The following is a 17057-nucleotide window of genomic DNA, read 5'->3' as shown; positions in this document are numbered from 1 at the left end:
ACCTGACCGGGCGAGCCGGTCAGTGCCGCGCGGCGTGCGCCCGCAGGTCGTCGAGGTCGACCCACTCGAGGGTGCGGGCGTGCGTCGCCTCGAGCACCACCGGCGGTGCGGCGCCCTCCCGCAGCGCCTCGGCCCAGCGGCTCGCGCACAGGCACCACCGGTCCCCCGGCACCAGGCCGGGGAACCCGAACCGCGGGTTCGGGGTCGTCAGGTCGTTGCCCTGCTCGCGGGAGAAGTCGAGGAACTCGGCGGTGACGCGGGCGCAGACGGTGTGCACGCCCGCGTCCTCGCCCCCGGTGTCGCAGCATCCGTTGCGGTAGAAGCCGGTGACCGGATCGGTCCCGCAGGTCTCCAGCTCACCGCCCAGCACGTTGAGGGCCATCCGTGGAGTCTCCCGGCCGGGCGCCCGCCCTGCCGGTCGGGACGGGTACCGGACCGGCTACAGGTTCACGCCGAGCAGCGCATCCAGCGCGGTGCGCACCTGCTGCGGGGCCGCGGTGTCGGTACCGCGGCGGGTGAGCGCCTCCTCGGCCCAGGCGTCGACGGCGGCGAGCGCACCGGGGGTGTCGAGGTCGTCGGCGAGGTGGGTCCGCAGCTTCGCGACCAGCTCGGCCGCGTCCGGCCCGGCGTCGAGGCCGACGGCCTCGCGCCAGCGGGTCACCCGTCGGTCGCCCTTCGCGTGCACCTCGTCGGTCCAGGACCGGTCGGTGCGGTAGTGCCCGTCGAGCAGGGCGACCCGGATGACGTTCGGGTCGACGCGGGCGTTGCGCAGCTTGGAGACGAAGACCAGGTTGCCCTTGGACTTCGACATCTTCTCGCCGTCGAGGCCGATCATGCCGGTGTGCACGTAGTGCCGGGCGAACGGGTGCTCACCGGTGAGGGACTCGGTGTGCAGGGCGCCGCACTCGTGGTGCGGGAAGATCAGGTCCGAGCCGCCGCCGTTGAGGTCGATCTGCGGGCCGAGCCGGTTCAGGCCGATCGCGGCGCACTCCACGTGCCAGCCGGGGCGGCCGCGGCCGAGGCCGGAGTCCCAGGCGGGCTCGCCGGGGCGCGCGGTGCGCCACAGCAGCGGGTCGAGCCGGTTGCGCTTGCCCGGCCGGTCCGGGTCGCCGCCGCGCTCGGCGGAGAACCTCAGCATGGTGTCGAGGTCGTAGTTCGACTCGTAGCCGAAGTGCCCGGTGGCGGTCACGTCGTGGTAGACGTCGGGGTACTCCGGGTCGTCGATCCGGTAGGCCGCGCCGGCGGCGACGAGCTTCTCGACCAGCTCGGCGATCTCGGGGATCGCCTCGACGGCACCGACGAACTGGCGGGGCGGCAGAACGCGCAGCGCCTCCATGTCCTCGCGGAACAGGGCGGTCTCGCGCAGGCCCAGCACGACCCAGTCGTCCTGGTCGCGCTCGGCGCGCTCCAGCAGCGGCTCGTCGATGTCGGTGACGTTCTGGACGTAGTGCACGTCGTGGCCGAGGTCGCGCCAGTAGCGGTTGACCAGGTCGAACGTCAGGTAGGTGGCGGCGTGGCCGAGGTGGGTCGCGTCGTAGGGGGTGATCCCGCAGACGTACATCGTCGCGACCGGGCCCGGCGCCGTGGGCCGGACCCGGCCGGTGGCGGTGTCGTGCAGGCGCAGCGGCGGGCCGCTGCCCTCCAGTGCCGGGACGTCGGTCGGGGCCCAGGTCTCCATGCGGTCAAACCTACCTAGCTCTCGGAAGCGGTCACGCATGCGAACGCGCGGCGTCCGTCGCAGATTCCGGTGCGGGACGGGGTGCCGGTCACCACCACTCGACGTCGAGCTTGGCCTCGATGTCGCGGACGTGCCGGCGTGCGCAGGTCGGGCACAGCCGGCCGTCGCGGCCGCGCTCGTCGCGGCCGGTCACCCAGCCCGCGACGGCGGCGTCCCCGGCGTCGTCGGGACCGGGGGCGCCGCAGAGACGGCAGGCGGTCGGCGTCACGCCCGCGATGGTGCTCCGGCGGCCCGGTCGGTGTCGAGCGCCGCGCGGCGCCGGCCGACCCGGTCGGCGATCATCGCGCACGCCATCAGCTGGATCTGGTGGAACAGCATGAGCGGCAGCACCACCAACGCCCCGGCGGGGCCGCCGAACAGTACGCCGGCGATCGGGAGCCCGCTGGCCAGCGACTTCTTCGACCCGCAGAACACGATGGCGATGCGGTCGGCGTCGTCGAAACCGAGCGCGCGGGCCCCGAGCGAGGTCACCACGAGCACCAGTGCGAGCAGCACCAGGCAGATCCCGAGCAGCACGAGCAGCGAGACCGGGGTGAGCCGTCCCCAGATCCCGGCGACGACGCCCTCGCTGAACGCGGCGTAGACGACGAGCAGGATCGACCCGCGGTCCACCAGCGACAGCCGCTTCCTGTGCCGGGCCACGAATCGGCCGATCAGCGGCCGTGCGGCCTGCCCGGCGAGGAAGGGCACCAGCAGGCGGAGCGCGATGTCACCGAAGCTCGACGCGTCGAACCCGCCGCTGGTGGCCAGCAGCAGCGCGGCCAGCACAGGGGTGAGGACCACCCCGAGCACGTTCGACACCGACGCCGCGACGATCGCGGCGGGCACGTTGCCGCGGGCGATGCCGGTGAAGGCGATCGAGGACTGCACGGTCGACGGCAGACAGCACAGGAACACGACGCCGGCGGCGAGCGGCGCGGGCAGCAGCCACTCCGGCAGCAGCAGCACCGACAGGCCGATCAGTGGGAACAGCACGAACGTCGCCGCCAGGACGGTGCCGTGCAGCCGCCAGTTCCGCAGCCCGCCCAGCGCCTCGGCGGCGGAGAGGCGGGCGCCGTAGAGGAAGAACAGCAGGGCGATCGCGGCGGTGACGGCGACGTCGACGACCCCGACCGCCGCGCCGCGCGCGGGGAAGAGCGACGCGACGCCGACGGTCACGAGGAGCAAGGCCAGGAACGGATCGGGACGGACTCGCATGGGTTCCATCCTGCAAGCCGTCCGCCCATCGGGAAACCGACTGATCACCATGACTGTGTCCGCGATCTATGATGACCGGGTGCTCGACCCCGTCCAGCTGCGGTCGTTCGCCGCCGTCGCGCGTGCCCGCAGCTTCACCCGGGCCGCCGCCACGCTCGGAGTCGGCCAGTCCACCGTGAGCCAGCACGTGCGGCGCCTGGAGGCGACGGTCGGCCGCCCGCTGCTCGACCGCGACACCCACTCGGTGTCGCTCACCGTCGACGGCGAGGCGATGCTGGAGTTCGCCGCCACCATCCTCGACGCGGGTGACCGGGCGATGGCGCACTTCCGGGCGTCGCGGGTGCACGGCCGGGTGCGGTTCGGGGTGTCGGAGGACCTGGTCCTGACCCGGCTGCCCGCGGTGCTCGCGGACTTCCGCCGCCGCCACCCCGAGGTCGACCTGGAGCTGACCGTCGGTCTGGCCGGCGGGCTCGAACACCGCCTCGACGCCGGGGAACTGGACCTGATGTTCGCCAAGCGTCTCCCCGGCCCCGACGACGGCCGGCTGGTCGTCCGCCGCGACCGCTTCGTCTGGGTCGGGGCGCCCGGACTTCCGCTCGGCCCCGGCGACCCGGTACCGGTCGTCGCCTATCCCCCGCCGAGCCTGTCGCGCACCGCCGCCGTCGGGGCCCTGGAGGCGGTCGGGCGGCCGTGGCGGATGGCCTGCACCAGCGGCAGCCTGTCCGGCCTGCGGGCCGCCGCCCTCGCCGGGCTGGGTGTGCTCGCGCACGCCGCGACGCTGGTCCCCGACGGGCTGGAGGTCGTCGGGGACCGTGCCGGGCTGCCCGAGCTGGGCCCGGTCGAGCTGGTGCTCGCGCACGGGCGGCGGCACAGCGACCCGGCCGAGGCACTGGTCCGCAGCATCCGCACCGCAGACCTCCGTCCGGAGTCGTGGACACCCCCGAACGGCGGCTAGGGTCCCGGGCCGTGCGCCGCCTGCCGATCGTCCTGCTGCTCGCGATGCTGGTCGCCGGGTGCGGTTCGCCCGCCGCACCGGGGTCCCCGACGCTGGACCGGGTCGCGTCGTCGCGCGTGCTGCGGGTCTGCTCCACCGGGGACTACCGGCCGCTGACCGCACTGGCCGCGGACGGCACCTGGTCCGGGATCGACGTCGACATGGCCCGCGACCTCGCCGCCGAGCTCGGTGCTCGCGCGGAGCTGGTCCGCACGACCTGGGCGACCCTGCTCGACGACGTCGTCGCCGGGCGCTGCGACATCGCCGTCGGTGGCGTCTCGGTCACCCCGGACCGCGCGGAGCGGGCCGTGTTCACCGAGCCCTACCTGCGCGACGGCAAGACGCCGATCGCGCGCTGCCCCGACGTCGCCCGCTACGGCACGGTCGCCGACATCGACCGGCCCGGCGTCCGGGTCGTGGTGAACCCGGGCGGGACCAACGAGCGCTTCGCCCGGGAGACCTTCACCCGCGCGACGCTCGTGGACCACCCGGACAACTCCACGATCTTCGACGAGATCGTGGCCGGCCGCGCGGACCTGATGGTCACCGACGCGATCGAGACCCGCTGGCAGGCCGCACAGCACCCCGGGGTGCTCTGCGCGGTGCACCCCGACGCCCCGTTCACCACGTCGGAGAAGGCCTACCTGACCCCGGCCGGCGACCCGTCCTTCACCGAGCGGGTGAACACCTGGCTGCGCGCGGCGCGCACCGACGGCACCTGGGACCGCCTCGCCCGCCCCTGGCTCGGCTGAGTCCACACCCCCTGCCGGGCGGCCACACCCGTCACGCCAGGTGTGGCCGCCGGGGAACGGGTGTGGCTGTCGGCCCCCTGTGCGACGGTGCGGGCATGCGCATCGTGGTGACGACACCGACCGGCACCGTCGGCTCCCTGCTGGTGCGCCTGCTCGTACAGGCCGGGCTGCACCCGGTGGCCCTGCTCCGCGACCCGGCCCGGCTGCCCCCGGACCTCGCCGGGCTGGTCGAGCCGGTGGTCGCGGACCAGACCGACGCCGACGCCGTCGTCGGCGCCACGCTCGGCGCGGACCGGCTGTACTGGGTGAACCCGCCCGCACCGCCCGGCACCGACCCGCTCGCCCACCAGGGAGCCTGCGCCGCAGTCGTCGCGGAGGCCGTGCGCTGCAACGGGATCGGCGCGACGGTGCTGCAGAGCAGCGGTGGCGCGGAGGTGCGCCGCGGCGCCGGGGACATCGACGGCCTGGCCGCGACCGAGCAGGCGCTCGACGCGACCGGCGCCCCGGTGCTGCACCTGCGGTGCGGCTACTTCATGTCGAACCTGCTGATGTCGGCCGACGAGATCGCCGGCGGGACGCTGTCGACGCCGTGGCCGCTCGACCACCCGCTGCCCTGGGTCGCGCCCGGTGACGTCGCCGCCGTCGCCGCGGTGCGGCTGCTCGGGCCGGTGTGGTCGGGGCGGTTGGTGCAGGCCGTGCACGGGCCGGCGGACCTGACGTTCGACGACGCCGCGGCAGTGCTCACCGGGGTACTCGGCCACCCGGTCCGCGCGGTGCACCTGCCCCGCGCCGGGTTCCGGTCGATGCTGGCCGGCCTCGGCATGACGGCACCGGAGATCGACGCGGTCGCCGGGATGGCCGAACGCCTCTCGGCCCCCGGGTACCTCCACGAGCAGCGCCGCGACGCGGTGTCGACGACCCCCACGACGCTGCGCGCCTGGGCCGCGGAACACCTGACCCCCGGTCCCGCCTGATCCCACGGGTCCACCGGTGCCCGCAGCGTCCCGTCGTGTCCGACGGTGACCTGTCACGTGCCGTGGCGCCCCGTCGCGTACCGCGGCGACCCACGGGTGGGGTGCCGGGGCACGCGACGGGTCGCCGCGCGGTCAGCCGGTGCGGCGGCGCAGGTAGTCCGAGACCACCTCCGCGCCGAGGCCGTCGAGGTCGGGCTGCACCACCCGTCCCCCGGCGCGGCGCGCGAGCCGGTTCACGAACGACAGCAGCCCCGGGTCGTCGCCGAGCACGAAGAACGTGAACGCCGCGTCCATCCCGATCAGCCGGTCCAGGCCGTCCACCGTCGCCCGCAGCGTGTGCGGGCTGGGCGGGTAGTCGAAGAACGCCTCGCCGTCGGGTTCCAGGTGCGCGGTCGGCTCGCCGTCGGTCACCACCAGGACAACCGGTGTCGCGTCGGGCTGGCGGGCCAGCCGCTCCCGGGCCAGGAGCAGCGCGTGGTGCAGGTTGGTGCCCTGCATGTACACGCCCTCCAGCCCGATCAGCTCGGCCAGGTCCACGGTCTGAGCGTGCCGCCCGAAGGTGATCAGCGACAGGTCGTCGCCGCGGAACCGCGTGGAGATGAGCTGGTGCAGCGCCAGCGCGGTGCGCTTCATCGGCACCCACCTGCCCTCGGCCACCATCGACCACGACGTGTCGACCAGCAGCGTCACCGCAGCCCGGGTGCGCTGCTCGGTCTCGACGATCTCGACGTCGGACACGTCGAGTGCCCGGTCGTCGCCGCCGGCGCGGCGCAGCTGGGCGTTGAGCAGCGTCCGCGGCACCGACCAGGCCTGGGTGTCGCCGAAGGCCCACGGCCGGGTCGACCCGGTCGCGTCGCCCGCCGCCCCGGCACGCCGGGTGTCGCGCTGCCCCTGCCGCCCGGAGATCCGGTCGGCGACGTCGCGCAGCACCGACTGCCCGAGTGTCCGCAGCGCCTTGGGCGAGAGCATCAGCGAGCCGTCGGGGGCGCGGCGGAACAGGTCCTGGCGCTGCAGCTCGCGTTCCAGCTCGGCGAGGGTGCGGGCGTCGGCGGCGGCCTCCGGGCCGAGCATCTCGGTGAGCGCGTCGAGGTCGATGTCCTCCATCCGCGCGCCGGGGTAGCTCTGCGCGAGCTGTTCGGCCAGGGCGTCGAGCTGCCCCAGCTCCTCCATCGCGCGGGTCGCCTCGCCCATGCCCATCGGGTTCTCGCCGCGGAAGTCGCCCTCCCCCGACCAGTCCTCGCCCGGGCGCAGGCCCTGCAGCTGGGCGTCGAGCCGGGCCAGCGACTCCGACAGCCGCGGGTCGCCGAACGCCTGCTGGGCCAGCTCGGCCAGCTCGGCGCGCTGCTCGGCCGACATCGAGTTCATCATGCGCTGGGCCGCGGCAGCCCGGGCGGCGAGCGCGTCGACCAGCTCCTCGGTGTTCTGCGGGTTCTCCGGGAAGTGCTCACCGTGCTTGCCCATGAACTCGGCGAACTGCTCGGTGGTGTCCTCGCCGCGGGCGTGCCGGTCGAGCAGGTCGTTGAGGTCGTCGAGCATCGCGTTGATCCGCTCGACGTCCTCCGGGGTGGCGTTCTGCATGGCCTGCTTCATGCCCTCGAAGCGCTGGTCGAGCAGCTCCCGGCCGAGCAGGTCGCGGATCTCCTGGTAGGCCTCGCGGGCGTCGGAGGAGCGCCAGTCGTAGGAGTTCAGCTCCCGCACCGAGCCGCCGGTGTCGGGCGGCAGGGCGTCGAGCTGCATCTCGCGGAACCGCGCGTCGTCGGAGTCCTCGTTGCCCAGCGCCTCGCGCTCGGCGTCGAGGGCCCGTTGCAGCAGCTCACGGACCTCCTGCAGCGTCCCGTCGATGCGGTTGTCGCGCTGCAGGTCCCGGCGCCGCTCCCACACCCGGCGGGTGAGGTCGTCGAGCCCGCGCCGCCCGTCGAGGCCACGACGGAGCAGCTCCTGCAACGCCTGACGCGGCGAGGAGCCCTCCATGACGTCGCGGCCGATCTGGTCCATCGCCGCCCGGATGTCGTACGGCGGTGCCAGCGGGTCGGGCCCGCCGGCGTAGGGGCCGTAGGCGTAACGGCGGCGACGACGCCGGGGATCAGCCATACGACACCGTGTCACCGTCGTCGGAGGAGTCCTTGGCCAGCTTGCGGGTCAGGAACAGGTACTCCAGCGCCAGCTCCGCGGCCGAGGCCATCGGGCCCGGGTCCTCGGTGCCCGCGGCGCCGAGCTTCGCGGCGATCTCGGTCAGCGCGTCGACCCGCGGCAGGGCGGCGACGACGTCGCGGGCGGGGATGCGCTCGCCGGTGCGGACCGGGCGGGTGGACACCTCCACGGCCAGCTCGTCGAGGTCGACGCCGCGCAGCGCGAAGCGGGCGGTGTCGGCGGTCGCGCGGCGCAGCAGGTGCTCGAGCACCTCGTCCTCGCGGCCCTCCTCCCCCGACGCGAACTCGATCTTGCCGCGGAGCACGGCCGGGACCGACTCCAGGTCGACCGGGCGGGCGTAGGCCGTCTCCTCGCCGGTCAGCGCGGCACGGCGCAGCGCCGCGGCGGCGACGGTCTCGGCCGCGGCCACGGCGAACCGGGCCGACACCCCCGAGCCCTGGTCGACCGCGGACGAGTCGCGCAGGTGCCGGGTGAACCGGGCGACGACCTCGAGCAGGTGCCGCGGCACCTCGGCGACGAGGTCGGCCTCCTGCGCGACGAGCTCGACCTCGGGGGCCAGCTCCAGCGGGTAGTGGGTGCGGACCTCGGCGCCGAACCGGTCCTTGAGCGGGGTGATGATCCGCCCGCGGTTGGTGTAGTCCTCGGGGTTCGCACTGGCCACGAGCAGCACGTCCAGCGGCAGCCGCAGCGTGTAGCCGCGGACCTGGATGTCGCGCTCCTCCATCACGTTGAGCAACGCGACCTGGATGCGTTCGGCCAGGTCGGGCAGCTCGTTGATGGCGACGATGCCGCGATGGGACCGCGGGACGAGCCCGAAGTGGATGGTCTCGGGGTCGCCCAGCGAGCGGCCCTCGGCGACCTTGACCGGGTCGACGTCGCCGATCAGGTCGGCGACCGAGGTGTCGGGCGTGGCGAGCTTCTCGGTGTAGCGGTGGTCGCGGTGCACCCAGGCGACCGGCAGGTCGTCGCCGAACTCGGCGGCGCGCCGGATCGAGGCGGGCACGATCGGCTCGTAGGGGTGCTCGCCGATCTCGGAGCCCTCGATGACGGGGGTCCACTCGTCGAGCAGGCCGGCCAGCGACCGCAGCAGGCGGGTCTTGCCCTGGCCCCGCTCACCGAGCAGGACGAGGTCGTGGCCGGCGAGCAGCGCCCGCTCGAGCTGCGGGACGACGGTGTCGTCGAAGCCGACGATGCCGGGCCAGGGGTCGCGGCCCTCACGCAGGGCCGCCAGGAGGTTGTCGCGGATCTCGTGCTTCACGGGTCGCTGTACGTGACCGGACGCACGCAGCGCACCGACGGTACGGGGAAGGTCAGGTGTGACGGGCACGATCTCCACGCTACGCCCGGTTCCGGACTGCAGCGCGTCGTCGCGGAACCGTGTTCCGCGGGCCGGACTGGAATCTGTCTGGTTGTACAGATAGTTTGTCGGAATGGCCGATCCCACCCCCGACGGGCGACGACGACGCGGCGCCGACACCCGTCGCGCGCTGGTGCGGGCCGCCGTCGACGTCGTCACCGCGCACGGCTTCGACCGGCTGACGCTGCGCCAGGTCGCGGACCGCGCCGGTGCGTCGGCCGCGTCGGCGACCTACCACTTCGGCACCCTCGACGCGCTGCTGGAGGCGGTCGCCGTCGAGCTGGAGCACGACGCCGTCGCACGGCTGGCCGAGCTGACCCGCCGGGCCCGCTCCGGTGACCTGACCCTGCTCGACGCCTGCACCGCCTACCTGGTCGACCTGCTCGGCCCCCGCCGCCCGGAGTTCCTGACCATGCTGGAGCTGCGCGTCCGCGTCGCCCGGGGCCACGGCGGCACCGCCACCGGCCCGGCCGCCGCAGAACCCGACGCGGCGCTGGTCGACCTCATCCAGGACCACGTCGGGAACCGGGAACGGGCCCGCGAGCTGTTCGCCGGGGTCTTCGGGCTGTCCGCGCTGGCCGTGTTCGCCCCCGTCCCGCCGGACGAGCCCGAGCTGCGGGCCCGGATGGCCCGGCTGCTCGCCGGAGCCGGGCTCACCACCCACGACGACCACGCCGTGCCGCAGGAGACCCCGCACGAGACCCAGGAGGACCGGTTCCCGTGACCGCCACCCGATCCCCCGGCGCGCCCGACCGCGACGCCCTCGCCGCCCGTTTCGAGCCCCGGCGGGCCGACCTCGCGGTGCGCGCCCGGACCGCGGGCGACCCGCTCGCCGACGCCGTGGTCGCCGAGATCCGCGCCGCGGGCCGCGAGGGCGGCCGTGCGCTCACCGCGGCGCTGCAGCGCGGCATCCGCGACGGGCTCGCCTCGCTGACCGGGCCCTCCCCCGCCCTCGCGGCCCTGCTCACCTCGGCCGAGTCGGTGCCCGCGGGCACCGACCCCGCGATCCTCGACACCGGGATCCGGCCCATGTTCACCGCACCGCCCGCGGTGCACACCCTGTCCCTGTCGGCCGGGGCGCTGCTGCGCACCTACGGCTCCCCGTCGATCGCGGTGCTGCTCGGCACCACCGGACGGCTGGTGGAGTCCGCCGAGCGCCGCCTCACCGAGACCGGCACCTGGCTGCTCGCCGCCACCCTGCCCGGCGGCATGCGCCCGGGCAGCCCCGGCTACGTCGGCACCCTGCAGGTCCGCATGCTGCACGCCCACATGCGCGTGCTCGCCCGCGACCGCGGCCTCGACGAGGCCGTGCACGGCACCCCGGTCAACCAGGTCGACCTGGTCCGGACCTGGCTGGACTTCACCCTCGTCTCGATGCGGGCCGAGGCGACGATCGGGTTCGGGCTCACCCCCGCCGAGACCGCCGAGGTCTACGCCTGCTGGCAGCTGCTGGCCCACCAGCTCGGCATCGATCCCGAGCTGGTCCGCGACGTCGCCTCGCACGCCGACGCCGAGGAGCTCGACGCGCTGGTCACCGCCGTCACCGGACCGCCGGCCCCCGAGTCACGCGCGCTGGCCGGGGCGCTGATCGGGGCCGTCGCCGCGCTGCTCGTCCAGCCGCTGCGCCTGCCCGTGCCCCAGGGACGCCGTCTGCTGCAGGCGCTGGCCCGGCGCTTCCACGGCGCCGCGGTGACCACCGGGCTGGGTCTGCGGCGCAGCCCCGGCTGGGAGGCGGCCGTCGCCGTCCTGGGACGGGTGATCGCGGTGCAGCGCCGGTGGGTCCGGCGCAGCCCGGCGTCGCTGGAGGCCGCGCGGATCCGCAACGTCGCCGCCACCCGGGCGCTGCTCGCCGAGGACCGCGGCGGCCCCTCCCTGTTCGAGACGCACGGCGCCTGAGGTCAGGCCGGGTCGTCCCACCAGCACGGGGACAGCCCGGCGGCCCCGACGGCCGCGGTCAGCGCGTCGCGGCGCCGGTCCGGCCCGACCAGGACCAGGCCGCCGCCGTGGCCCAGCGCGACCGCGACCCGGTCGGTCGGCTGCAGGTGCAGCCCCGGCCCGAGGTCCGGCGAGCCGAGCTGCGGGTAGGTGTCGGCGACGGCGAGCAGCGGCCCGCCCGGCCCGTCCCGGCTCCCCCACAGCGCGACGACGTGCGCGACCGACCAGTCCGGCCCCGGCCGGACCCCGGCGTCGAGGTCGGCGACCGGGGTGGCCGCGGCGACCAGCTCCCCGGTCCACAGGGCGGCCAGCACGCCGACCGGGCCGTCGGCGGTGACGGCGGTGACGGCGTCGAGCAGCGCGGTCAGGCGCGCAGCGGTCCAGTCCCCCGTGGCCGGGACCGCGGCGAGCGACTCCCCGGAGAACTCCTCGACCGCACGACCGAGACCGGCGACCGGGGTGCCCGCCCGCTCGTCGTCCGCGGCGACCGGCAGGCCCCGCAGGTAGTCGGCGTCCGCCGGCGCCCCGGGCGGCCGCGACGACACGTCGTCGCCGACCCGCACCCGGGTGCCCGCCGCGTGCGCGAAGGCGGCCACCGTCGGTGCCGGCAGCGACGACAGCGCGGCGACCAGCAGCCGGGCGACGAACGGCCCGGCCAGCTGGTCGGGCTGGGGCAGCGACGCCGCGTGCACCCGCAGCAGCGCCTCCGCCCCGGGGAACGCACGGACCGGGCCGGGCACCGGAGTGCTCATGGGGCGACCAGCAGCCACACCGGCACCGCGACCAGCGCGAGGGCGACCAGCCGGATCAGCCCGTGCACGACGCGCGGCAGCGCGGGGGGCGGGGCGGTGATCCGGTCGATGCGGGCCTCCAACGCGTCGGTGAACGACGACAGCGCCGCCGCCGGCGCGGACCCGCCGACGGCCTTGAGCGCGGTCGCCAGCTCGGTCGGGTCGCACAGCCTGCGGGCGACGTCGTCGGCCCGCATCTCGATCAGCCGGGCCACCGCGAGCTGGGCGTGCACCATGCCGCGCACGAACGGCGCCGTCGCCCCCCACGCGACGAAGGGGAGCACGACCAGGTCGTGCCGCTCACGCAGGTGCGCCCGCTCGTGGGCCAGCACCGCGACAACCCCGGCGGTGTCGAGGGTGTCCAAGACCCCCGCCGACACCACGAGCCGGGAGCTGCGCCCGGGCAGGCAGTAGGCCACCGGGACGGGATGGTCGAGGACACGGGTACCGGAGGCGTGCGGCCACGGCGTGGCGAGCACGTCGAGCAGGTCGCGGTGGCGCCGGCGGGCCCGCAGCGTCCGCACCGTGGTGATCACCAGGACCGACAGCAGCCGCACCAGCACCCCGAGCGCGATCAACAGGGCACCCACGTGCAGCGGGTCCATCCGGTCCGGCCACTCGCCCGCCGCCACCGATGCCGACAGCGCCGCCGCCGCGGTGGGCAGGCTGTGCCCCATCGGCGACAGCCCGTAGGCCAGCCCCGCACCGAACAGCGAGATTCCGCCGCCGAGCCCGACGGCCTGCCACAGCAGCAGCGCTCCGACGGGGTCGCGGCCGGGCCAGCGCGCCCGGGCCAGGGCACGACTGACCGGCTCGGCGAGCAGTACGCCGAGCAGTCCGAGTCCGAGCGCGGTCAGCTGCATCGCCTCACATCGTCGCGGAGTGCGCGGCGCGGCGCTGCATCACCCCCGCGACCGGACGGGCTCGTGGAACGCCGGCGGCTCAGCCGAGCAGGTCGCGCAACCGCGACCGCTCCTCCTCCGACATCGAGCCGAGGAACCGCGCGAGGGCGGCACCCCGGTCTGACGCGTCGTCGAGCGCGTCGGTCATCAGCTCGGCCACGTGGTCCTCCCGGCTGGCCACCGGGCGGTAGTGGTGGGCGCGGCCGTCGCGGATCCGCCGGACCAGCTGCTTGCGCTCGAGCCGGCCGAGGACGGTGAGCACGGTCGTCGTGGCCAGGTCGCGGTCGGCGAGCTGGTCCTGCACCTCACGGGCGGTCATGTCCCGGTCGGTCTCCCACAGAACGTTCATGACCGCCCGCTCCAACTCGCCCAGACTCGTCACGAAGGTCATCCTACGCGAACCTTTCTACTGCGCGTAGAACCCCTCCGGGAGATGACTCACACACCCGGGGCGCGACTCAGTGGATCTGCACCTGGTCGCCGACCTGCAGGTGGTCGAACCACCGGCGCGCATCGGTCTCGGCGAGCTTCACGCAGCCGGCCGACGGGGTGGAGAGGTCGCCCTGGTGGAAGGCGATGCCGCCCTGGGCGAAGAACACCGACCACGGCATCTGGGTCAGCCGTTCCCGGCTGGTCCACTGCTCGGCCTTCCACTGCACGGCGAAGGTCCCGGTCGGTGTCGGGGCCTCCGGGTCGCCGGGGCGCATCGCGACCGGTCCGGCGACGACCCGACCGGCGTCGAACAGCCAGGTGGAGCGGCTCTCCAGATCCACACATGCCCGCGCCGAGGAGGTGCACGGTGTGCCCGGGACGAGCTCGCCGGTGGCGACCTGCCGGTCGGTGGGATCGGGCTGCTCCGACGGCTCGGCCAGGGCGGGGCCCGCCAGGAGCCCGGCGGTCAGGGCGCCGGTCAGGGCGACGCCCACCGCGAGGAGTCCGGTGGTCCGGCTCCGTCCCCGTGCCCGCATCCGTCCGCCCCTCCGCCGGGCGCACGGCCCACGTCCCCGGCCCGTCGGGACCGACCGGATGCACAGTGCGACCGGCTGGTTCCCCACGGTAGCCCAACATGATCTTGAGCTGAACGGGCGAGTCCGATACCGCCGATCGGCGGTGCACGAGATGCGTCGGACGGTCGCTGCGTCGTCCGGTCCCGCGGTCAGCGGCCCCGGAACACCGGTGCGCGCTTCTCGGTGCGGGCGGCGCGCCCCTCGGCGATGTCCTCGGCGGCCCAGCATCCGCGGAACTCCTCGGTGAGGCCGTCGACCACCGCCGGGTCGGTGTGGCCGCCACGGCCGAACGTGTCCACCGAACGCTTGTTGTAGGCCAGGGTCAGGGGGGCCATGGTCGCGATGTCCCGGGCCAGGGCGTGGGCGGCGTCGCGGTCGCCGAGGGTGTCGGCGAGACCGCGGGCGTGGGCGGTGACGGCGTCGACGGTGGCGCAGGCCAGCAACAGGCTGCGGGCCGTGCCGCCGCCGGCGATCTGCACCAGGCGCTCGATCGTCCACGGGTCCACGGCCAGACCGAGCCGCGCGGTCGGCAGCCCGAACACCGCCTCCGGGGCGGCGACCCGCAGGTCGCAGGCCAGGGCCAGCTGCAGCCCGCCGCCGATCGCGGGCCCGGTCACCGCGGCCACGGTCGGCATCGGCAGGTCGGCGACCGCGTGCAGCCCGGTGTAGAGCGCGTCGAGGAACTCGTCGGTGTAGACCTCGCCGAAGTCGGCGCCCGAGCAGAACGCCGGCCCGTTCCCGGCGACGACCACCGCCCGCGCGCCGGCCGCGCGGACCTCGGCCGCGGCGTCGACCAGCTGCCGGCAGGTCGCGATGTCCAGGGCGTTGCGGCGCTCGGGGCGGTTCAGCTCGATCAGACCGACGTCGTCGTGGGTGCTCACGGAGATCACTGCCGGACCCTAACCCGCCGCCGCGGCCCCGGACCCGTCCGCGTGACCGGCGCCGCGCGCGGCGGGAGAGGGCTCGCTCCAGGTCTGCCCGCACAGCTCGCGGGCCAGCCCGACGGCGAGCTGGTCGATCCGGCGCAGCAGCCGCGCCGCGGTCAGCCGACGCGTCCGCTCGGTCCCGGGACCGGCGGCGGTCCGTGACGCCGCGTCCGCCTCGGCGGCGTCGAGCAGCTCCTCCGCGGAGCCGACGCCGTAGTCGGCGGGGCCCGCGCCACTCGGGTGCTCGCGCCGGTCGGCGGGGCCCCAGGCGTCGTCGAGGATGCGGCGCAGGCCGTCGAGGTCGGCGCGGACCCGCTCGGCCGCGGGGCCCAGGGTCGCGGCCCAGCCGGGCACCGACGCGGTCGCGGCCTGGGCGGCGAGCTGGCGGGTGTAGTGGTCGACGGCGCCGACGACCCGCACGGTGTGGTGCACCCCGCGGCGCAGCGGCCTGCGGGCGACGGGGTGCTGCAGCGGCACCGCGCGGGTCCGCACGGTGGCCACCGCGGTGTCCACGGCGCGGGCCTTCTCCAGCGGGTCACCGGCGCCGGGGCGGCCCAGCGCCGCGTCGACCGAGGTGCGCAGGGAGACGTCGACGGCGGTGAGGGCGTCGTCGAGGGCCTCGGCGAAGGCCGTGCGCGACCGGGTGGGCAGGACCAGGTAGGCGGCGAGCATGCCCAGCGCGCCGCCGACGACCGTCTCCTCGACCCGCAGCACCAGGGTCTGCACGCTGAACTGGCCGATCACTCCGTAGAGCAGGGCCAGCACCGCGGTGATCCAGAACGCCATCATCGCCTGCGAGATCCGCACCAGGTACAGGGCGAGGAACACGCAGACGAACAGCAGCGCCAGGCTGGCGACGACGTTGCCGCCCACCAGCAGTGCCAGCAGCATCCCCGCCACGACCCCACCCGCGGTGCCGACCGCGCGGGCCCAGCCGCGGCTCAGGACGTCGCCGCGGCTGGCGGTGCCGGCGAACACCACGAACGCGGCGATCACCGCCCAGTACCAGCGGGCCGGGGAGATCAGCTCGCCGACGACGATCGCGAGGCTGGTGGCGACGCCGACCTGCACGGCCTGCCGGGTGTGCAGCGCGAGCCCGCCGAACCGGTCCCGGCCCGCCGGCGGCGGCACCTGTTCGGGGACGGGCCCGGGTGCCGGGTCGCCGCCCGCGGTCTCCCGGTCGGTGTCGTGGTGTTCGGCGATCCGCAGGCGGGCCTGCTCGACGGTGGTCTGCATCGCGTCGGCGAGCCGGACGACGGCGAACCCGATGCGCTGCTCGCGCGCGGCGGGCCCGACCCCGGCCGGCCGGTCCACGATGTCGGCGACGGCGGACCGTGCGCCGTCGTAGAGGCGGGCGGCGATCGCGCCGGGCGTCCCGACGGCGGTGGCCGCGGCGAGGGCCCGCAACCCCTCGGCCAGCTCGGCGCGGTCGCCGTCAGGGATCGGGTCCTGGTGCTCGACCGACCGGCGGACCGACATGGCGACCCGTTCGGCGGCGAGCTCGGAGTCGATGATCCACTGCCGCAGGCCCGCGACGGGCCCGGCCACGGCGTCGGGGCCGGTGTCGGTGCCGCTGTCGGTGTCGTCGAGCCGGTCGGTCACCAGCAGCGCGGTCTCGTTGAGCCGGGCCTGGGCGCGCACCAGCGGGTCGAGGTCGGGCTCGCCGTCGGCGTTCTCGACCGCCTCGACGGCGGTGAGCAGCAGCGCGTGCAGGCGCGCCTCGAACGCCCGGAACAGCGCGTCCAGCACGGCCTCGGAGCGGCGGGTGAACACCAGGCAGCGCAGCAGGAAGGTGCTGCCGATGCCGATCACCACCCCGGCCAGCAGGAACGGCAGCTCGCCGGGGCCGGCGTGCAGGAACTGCACGAAGAAGAACGGCATGAACGCCGCCATGCCGAGCGCGACCCCGCGCGGCCCGTACCGCCTGACCGCGACGGCGACCATCATGACCAGGACGAACACGACGTCGGCCGCGACCCGGTTCGTCGACAGCAGCGCGGACACCGTCGCCGACGCCGCGGCGGGCACGACCATCAGGGCGGTGGTGACCCGCCGTCGCCGCAGGTCGTTCTCGTTCACCGCCAGGTTGCTGATCATCGCCAGCACCACGGAGAACAGCACGATCGTGATCGGCTGCCCGGTCAGAGCACGCAGCACGCTCGCGGCGACCGCGGCCAGCAGCATCGCCGCGGTCGCGACCGCGGCCAGGTGCAGCCGGGTGTGGCCCGGGTCGACCGCGGCCGCCCACGTCCGCAGCTCGCCCCGCCGGGCCGGCACCGGCAGACGTCGTCCCCGCTCGACCGTCCCCGTCACGGTGCGAGTCTGACACGCAC

Annotated in this window: 17 protein-coding genes; 5 read left to right on the top strand and 12 right to left on the bottom strand. The window is 75.4% G+C overall.

The features are described from left to right. Positions 1-19 precede the first annotated feature (19 nt). The 4 genes from DMP15_RS15625 to DMP15_RS15610 form a co-directional block, all read right to left on the bottom strand. Positions 20-382, bottom strand: coding sequence for a DUF2237 family protein (locus DMP15_RS15625; protein ID WP_337826080.1), 363 nt, complete (start codon positions 380-382; stop codon positions 20-22). A 57-nt stretch (positions 383-439) separates the two neighbouring features. Continuing rightward, on the bottom strand, positions 440-1678 hold the full coding sequence (gene mshC / locus DMP15_RS15620) for a cysteine--1-D-myo-inosityl 2-amino-2-deoxy-alpha-D-glucopyranoside ligase (RefSeq protein WP_100877715.1): 1239 nt from the start codon (positions 1676-1678) through the stop codon (positions 440-442). 88 nt (positions 1679-1766) lie between these two features. Then, positions 1767-1946, bottom strand: coding sequence for a hypothetical protein (locus DMP15_RS15615; RefSeq protein ID WP_337826079.1), 180 nt, complete (start codon positions 1944-1946; stop codon positions 1767-1769). Next, the gene (locus DMP15_RS15610; protein ID WP_337826078.1) at positions 1943-2935 is read right to left on the bottom strand and encodes a bile acid:sodium symporter family protein; all 993 of its coding nucleotides are present in this window, start codon (positions 2933-2935) and stop codon (positions 1943-1945) included. The genes DMP15_RS15615 and DMP15_RS15610 overlap by 4 nt, the downstream gene beginning before the upstream one ends. 79 nt (positions 2936-3014) lie before the next feature. On the opposite strand from DMP15_RS15610, the gene DMP15_RS15605 reads away from it, so the two are divergent. The 3 genes from DMP15_RS15605 to DMP15_RS15595 all read left to right on the top strand — a co-directional run bounded on the left by DMP15_RS15605 (position 3015) and on the right by DMP15_RS15595 (position 5655). Continuing rightward, positions 3015-3890 carry a LysR family transcriptional regulator gene (locus tag DMP15_RS15605; RefSeq protein ID WP_337826077.1) on the top strand — a complete coding sequence of 292 codons (876 nt, stop codon included), beginning with the start codon at positions 3015-3017 and terminating at the stop codon, positions 3888-3890. Positions 3891-3901: 11 nt separating this feature from the next. After that, on the top strand, positions 3902-4681 hold the full coding sequence (locus tag DMP15_RS15600) for a transporter substrate-binding domain-containing protein (RefSeq protein ID WP_337826076.1): 780 nt from the start codon (positions 3902-3904) through the stop codon (positions 4679-4681). A gap of 95 nt (positions 4682-4776) precedes the next feature. Further along, positions 4777-5655 carry an NAD(P)H-binding protein gene (locus tag DMP15_RS15595; RefSeq protein ID WP_337826075.1) on the top strand — a complete coding sequence of 293 codons (879 nt, stop codon included), beginning with the start codon at positions 4777-4779 and terminating at the stop codon, positions 5653-5655. A gap of 132 nt (positions 5656-5787) precedes the next feature. On the opposite strand, the gene DMP15_RS15590 is transcribed toward DMP15_RS15595, so the two are convergent. Beyond that, a complete protein-coding gene (locus DMP15_RS15590; protein ID WP_337826074.1) occupies positions 5788-7746 on the bottom strand; it encodes a vWA domain-containing protein in 1959 nt (652 codons plus the stop codon). Then, a complete protein-coding gene (locus DMP15_RS15585; protein WP_179759821.1) occupies positions 7739-9133 on the bottom strand; it encodes a sigma 54-interacting transcriptional regulator in 1395 nt (464 codons plus the stop codon). The genes DMP15_RS15590 and DMP15_RS15585 overlap by 8 nt, the downstream gene beginning before the upstream one ends. Positions 9134-9236: 103 nt before the next feature. Between DMP15_RS15585 and DMP15_RS15580 the strand changes: the two genes are divergently transcribed. Both DMP15_RS15580 and DMP15_RS15575 read left to right on the top strand, forming a co-directional pair. After that, positions 9237-9887 carry a TetR/AcrR family transcriptional regulator gene (locus DMP15_RS15580; RefSeq protein WP_337826073.1) on the top strand — a complete coding sequence of 217 codons (651 nt, stop codon included), beginning with the start codon at positions 9237-9239 and terminating at the stop codon, positions 9885-9887. Further along, complete coding sequence (locus tag DMP15_RS15575; protein ID WP_337826072.1) at positions 9884-11059, top strand: oxygenase MpaB family protein; 1176 nt, start codon at positions 9884-9886, stop codon at positions 11057-11059. Before DMP15_RS15580 ends, DMP15_RS15575 begins: the two co-directional genes overlap by 4 nt. A 2-nt stretch (positions 11060-11061) precedes the next feature. Here DMP15_RS15575 and DMP15_RS15570 read toward each other — a convergent pair whose 3' ends face one another. The 6 genes from DMP15_RS15570 to DMP15_RS15545 form a co-directional block, all read right to left on the bottom strand. Then, complete coding sequence (locus tag DMP15_RS15570) at positions 11062-11850, bottom strand: DUF6885 family protein (RefSeq protein WP_139282738.1); 789 nt, start codon at positions 11848-11850, stop codon at positions 11062-11064. Continuing rightward, a complete protein-coding gene (locus DMP15_RS15565; protein ID WP_073574808.1) occupies positions 11847-12752 on the bottom strand; it encodes a M56 family metallopeptidase in 906 nt (301 codons plus the stop codon). The genes DMP15_RS15570 and DMP15_RS15565 overlap by 4 nt, the downstream gene beginning before the upstream one ends. 79 nt (positions 12753-12831) lie before the next feature. Continuing rightward, on the bottom strand, positions 12832-13173 hold the full coding sequence (locus tag DMP15_RS15560) for a BlaI/MecI/CopY family transcriptional regulator (protein WP_100880464.1): 342 nt from the start codon (positions 13171-13173) through the stop codon (positions 12832-12834). Positions 13174-13249: 76 nt separating this feature from the next. After that, the gene (locus DMP15_RS15555) at positions 13250-13717 is read right to left on the bottom strand and encodes a L,D-transpeptidase (RefSeq protein ID WP_304580070.1); all 468 of its coding nucleotides are present in this window, start codon (positions 13715-13717) and stop codon (positions 13250-13252) included. A 230-nt stretch (positions 13718-13947) separates the two neighbouring features. Then, positions 13948-14688: an enoyl-CoA hydratase gene (locus DMP15_RS15550; protein WP_073574806.1), complete on the bottom strand. Its 741-nt coding sequence runs from the start codon at positions 14686-14688 to the stop codon at positions 13948-13950. Between the two features lie 9 nt (positions 14689-14697). Next, positions 14698-17037, bottom strand: coding sequence for an FUSC family protein (locus DMP15_RS15545; RefSeq protein ID WP_337826071.1), 2340 nt, complete (start codon positions 17035-17037; stop codon positions 14698-14700). Positions 17038-17057: the final 20 nt, after the last annotated feature.

The organism is Pseudonocardia sp. UM4_GMWB1, from assembly GCF_017312155.1.
Classification (GTDB): Bacteria; Actinomycetota; Actinomycetes; order Mycobacteriales; family Pseudonocardiaceae; genus Pseudonocardia; species Pseudonocardia alni.
This window is presented reverse-complemented; position numbering and strand designations above follow the sequence as displayed.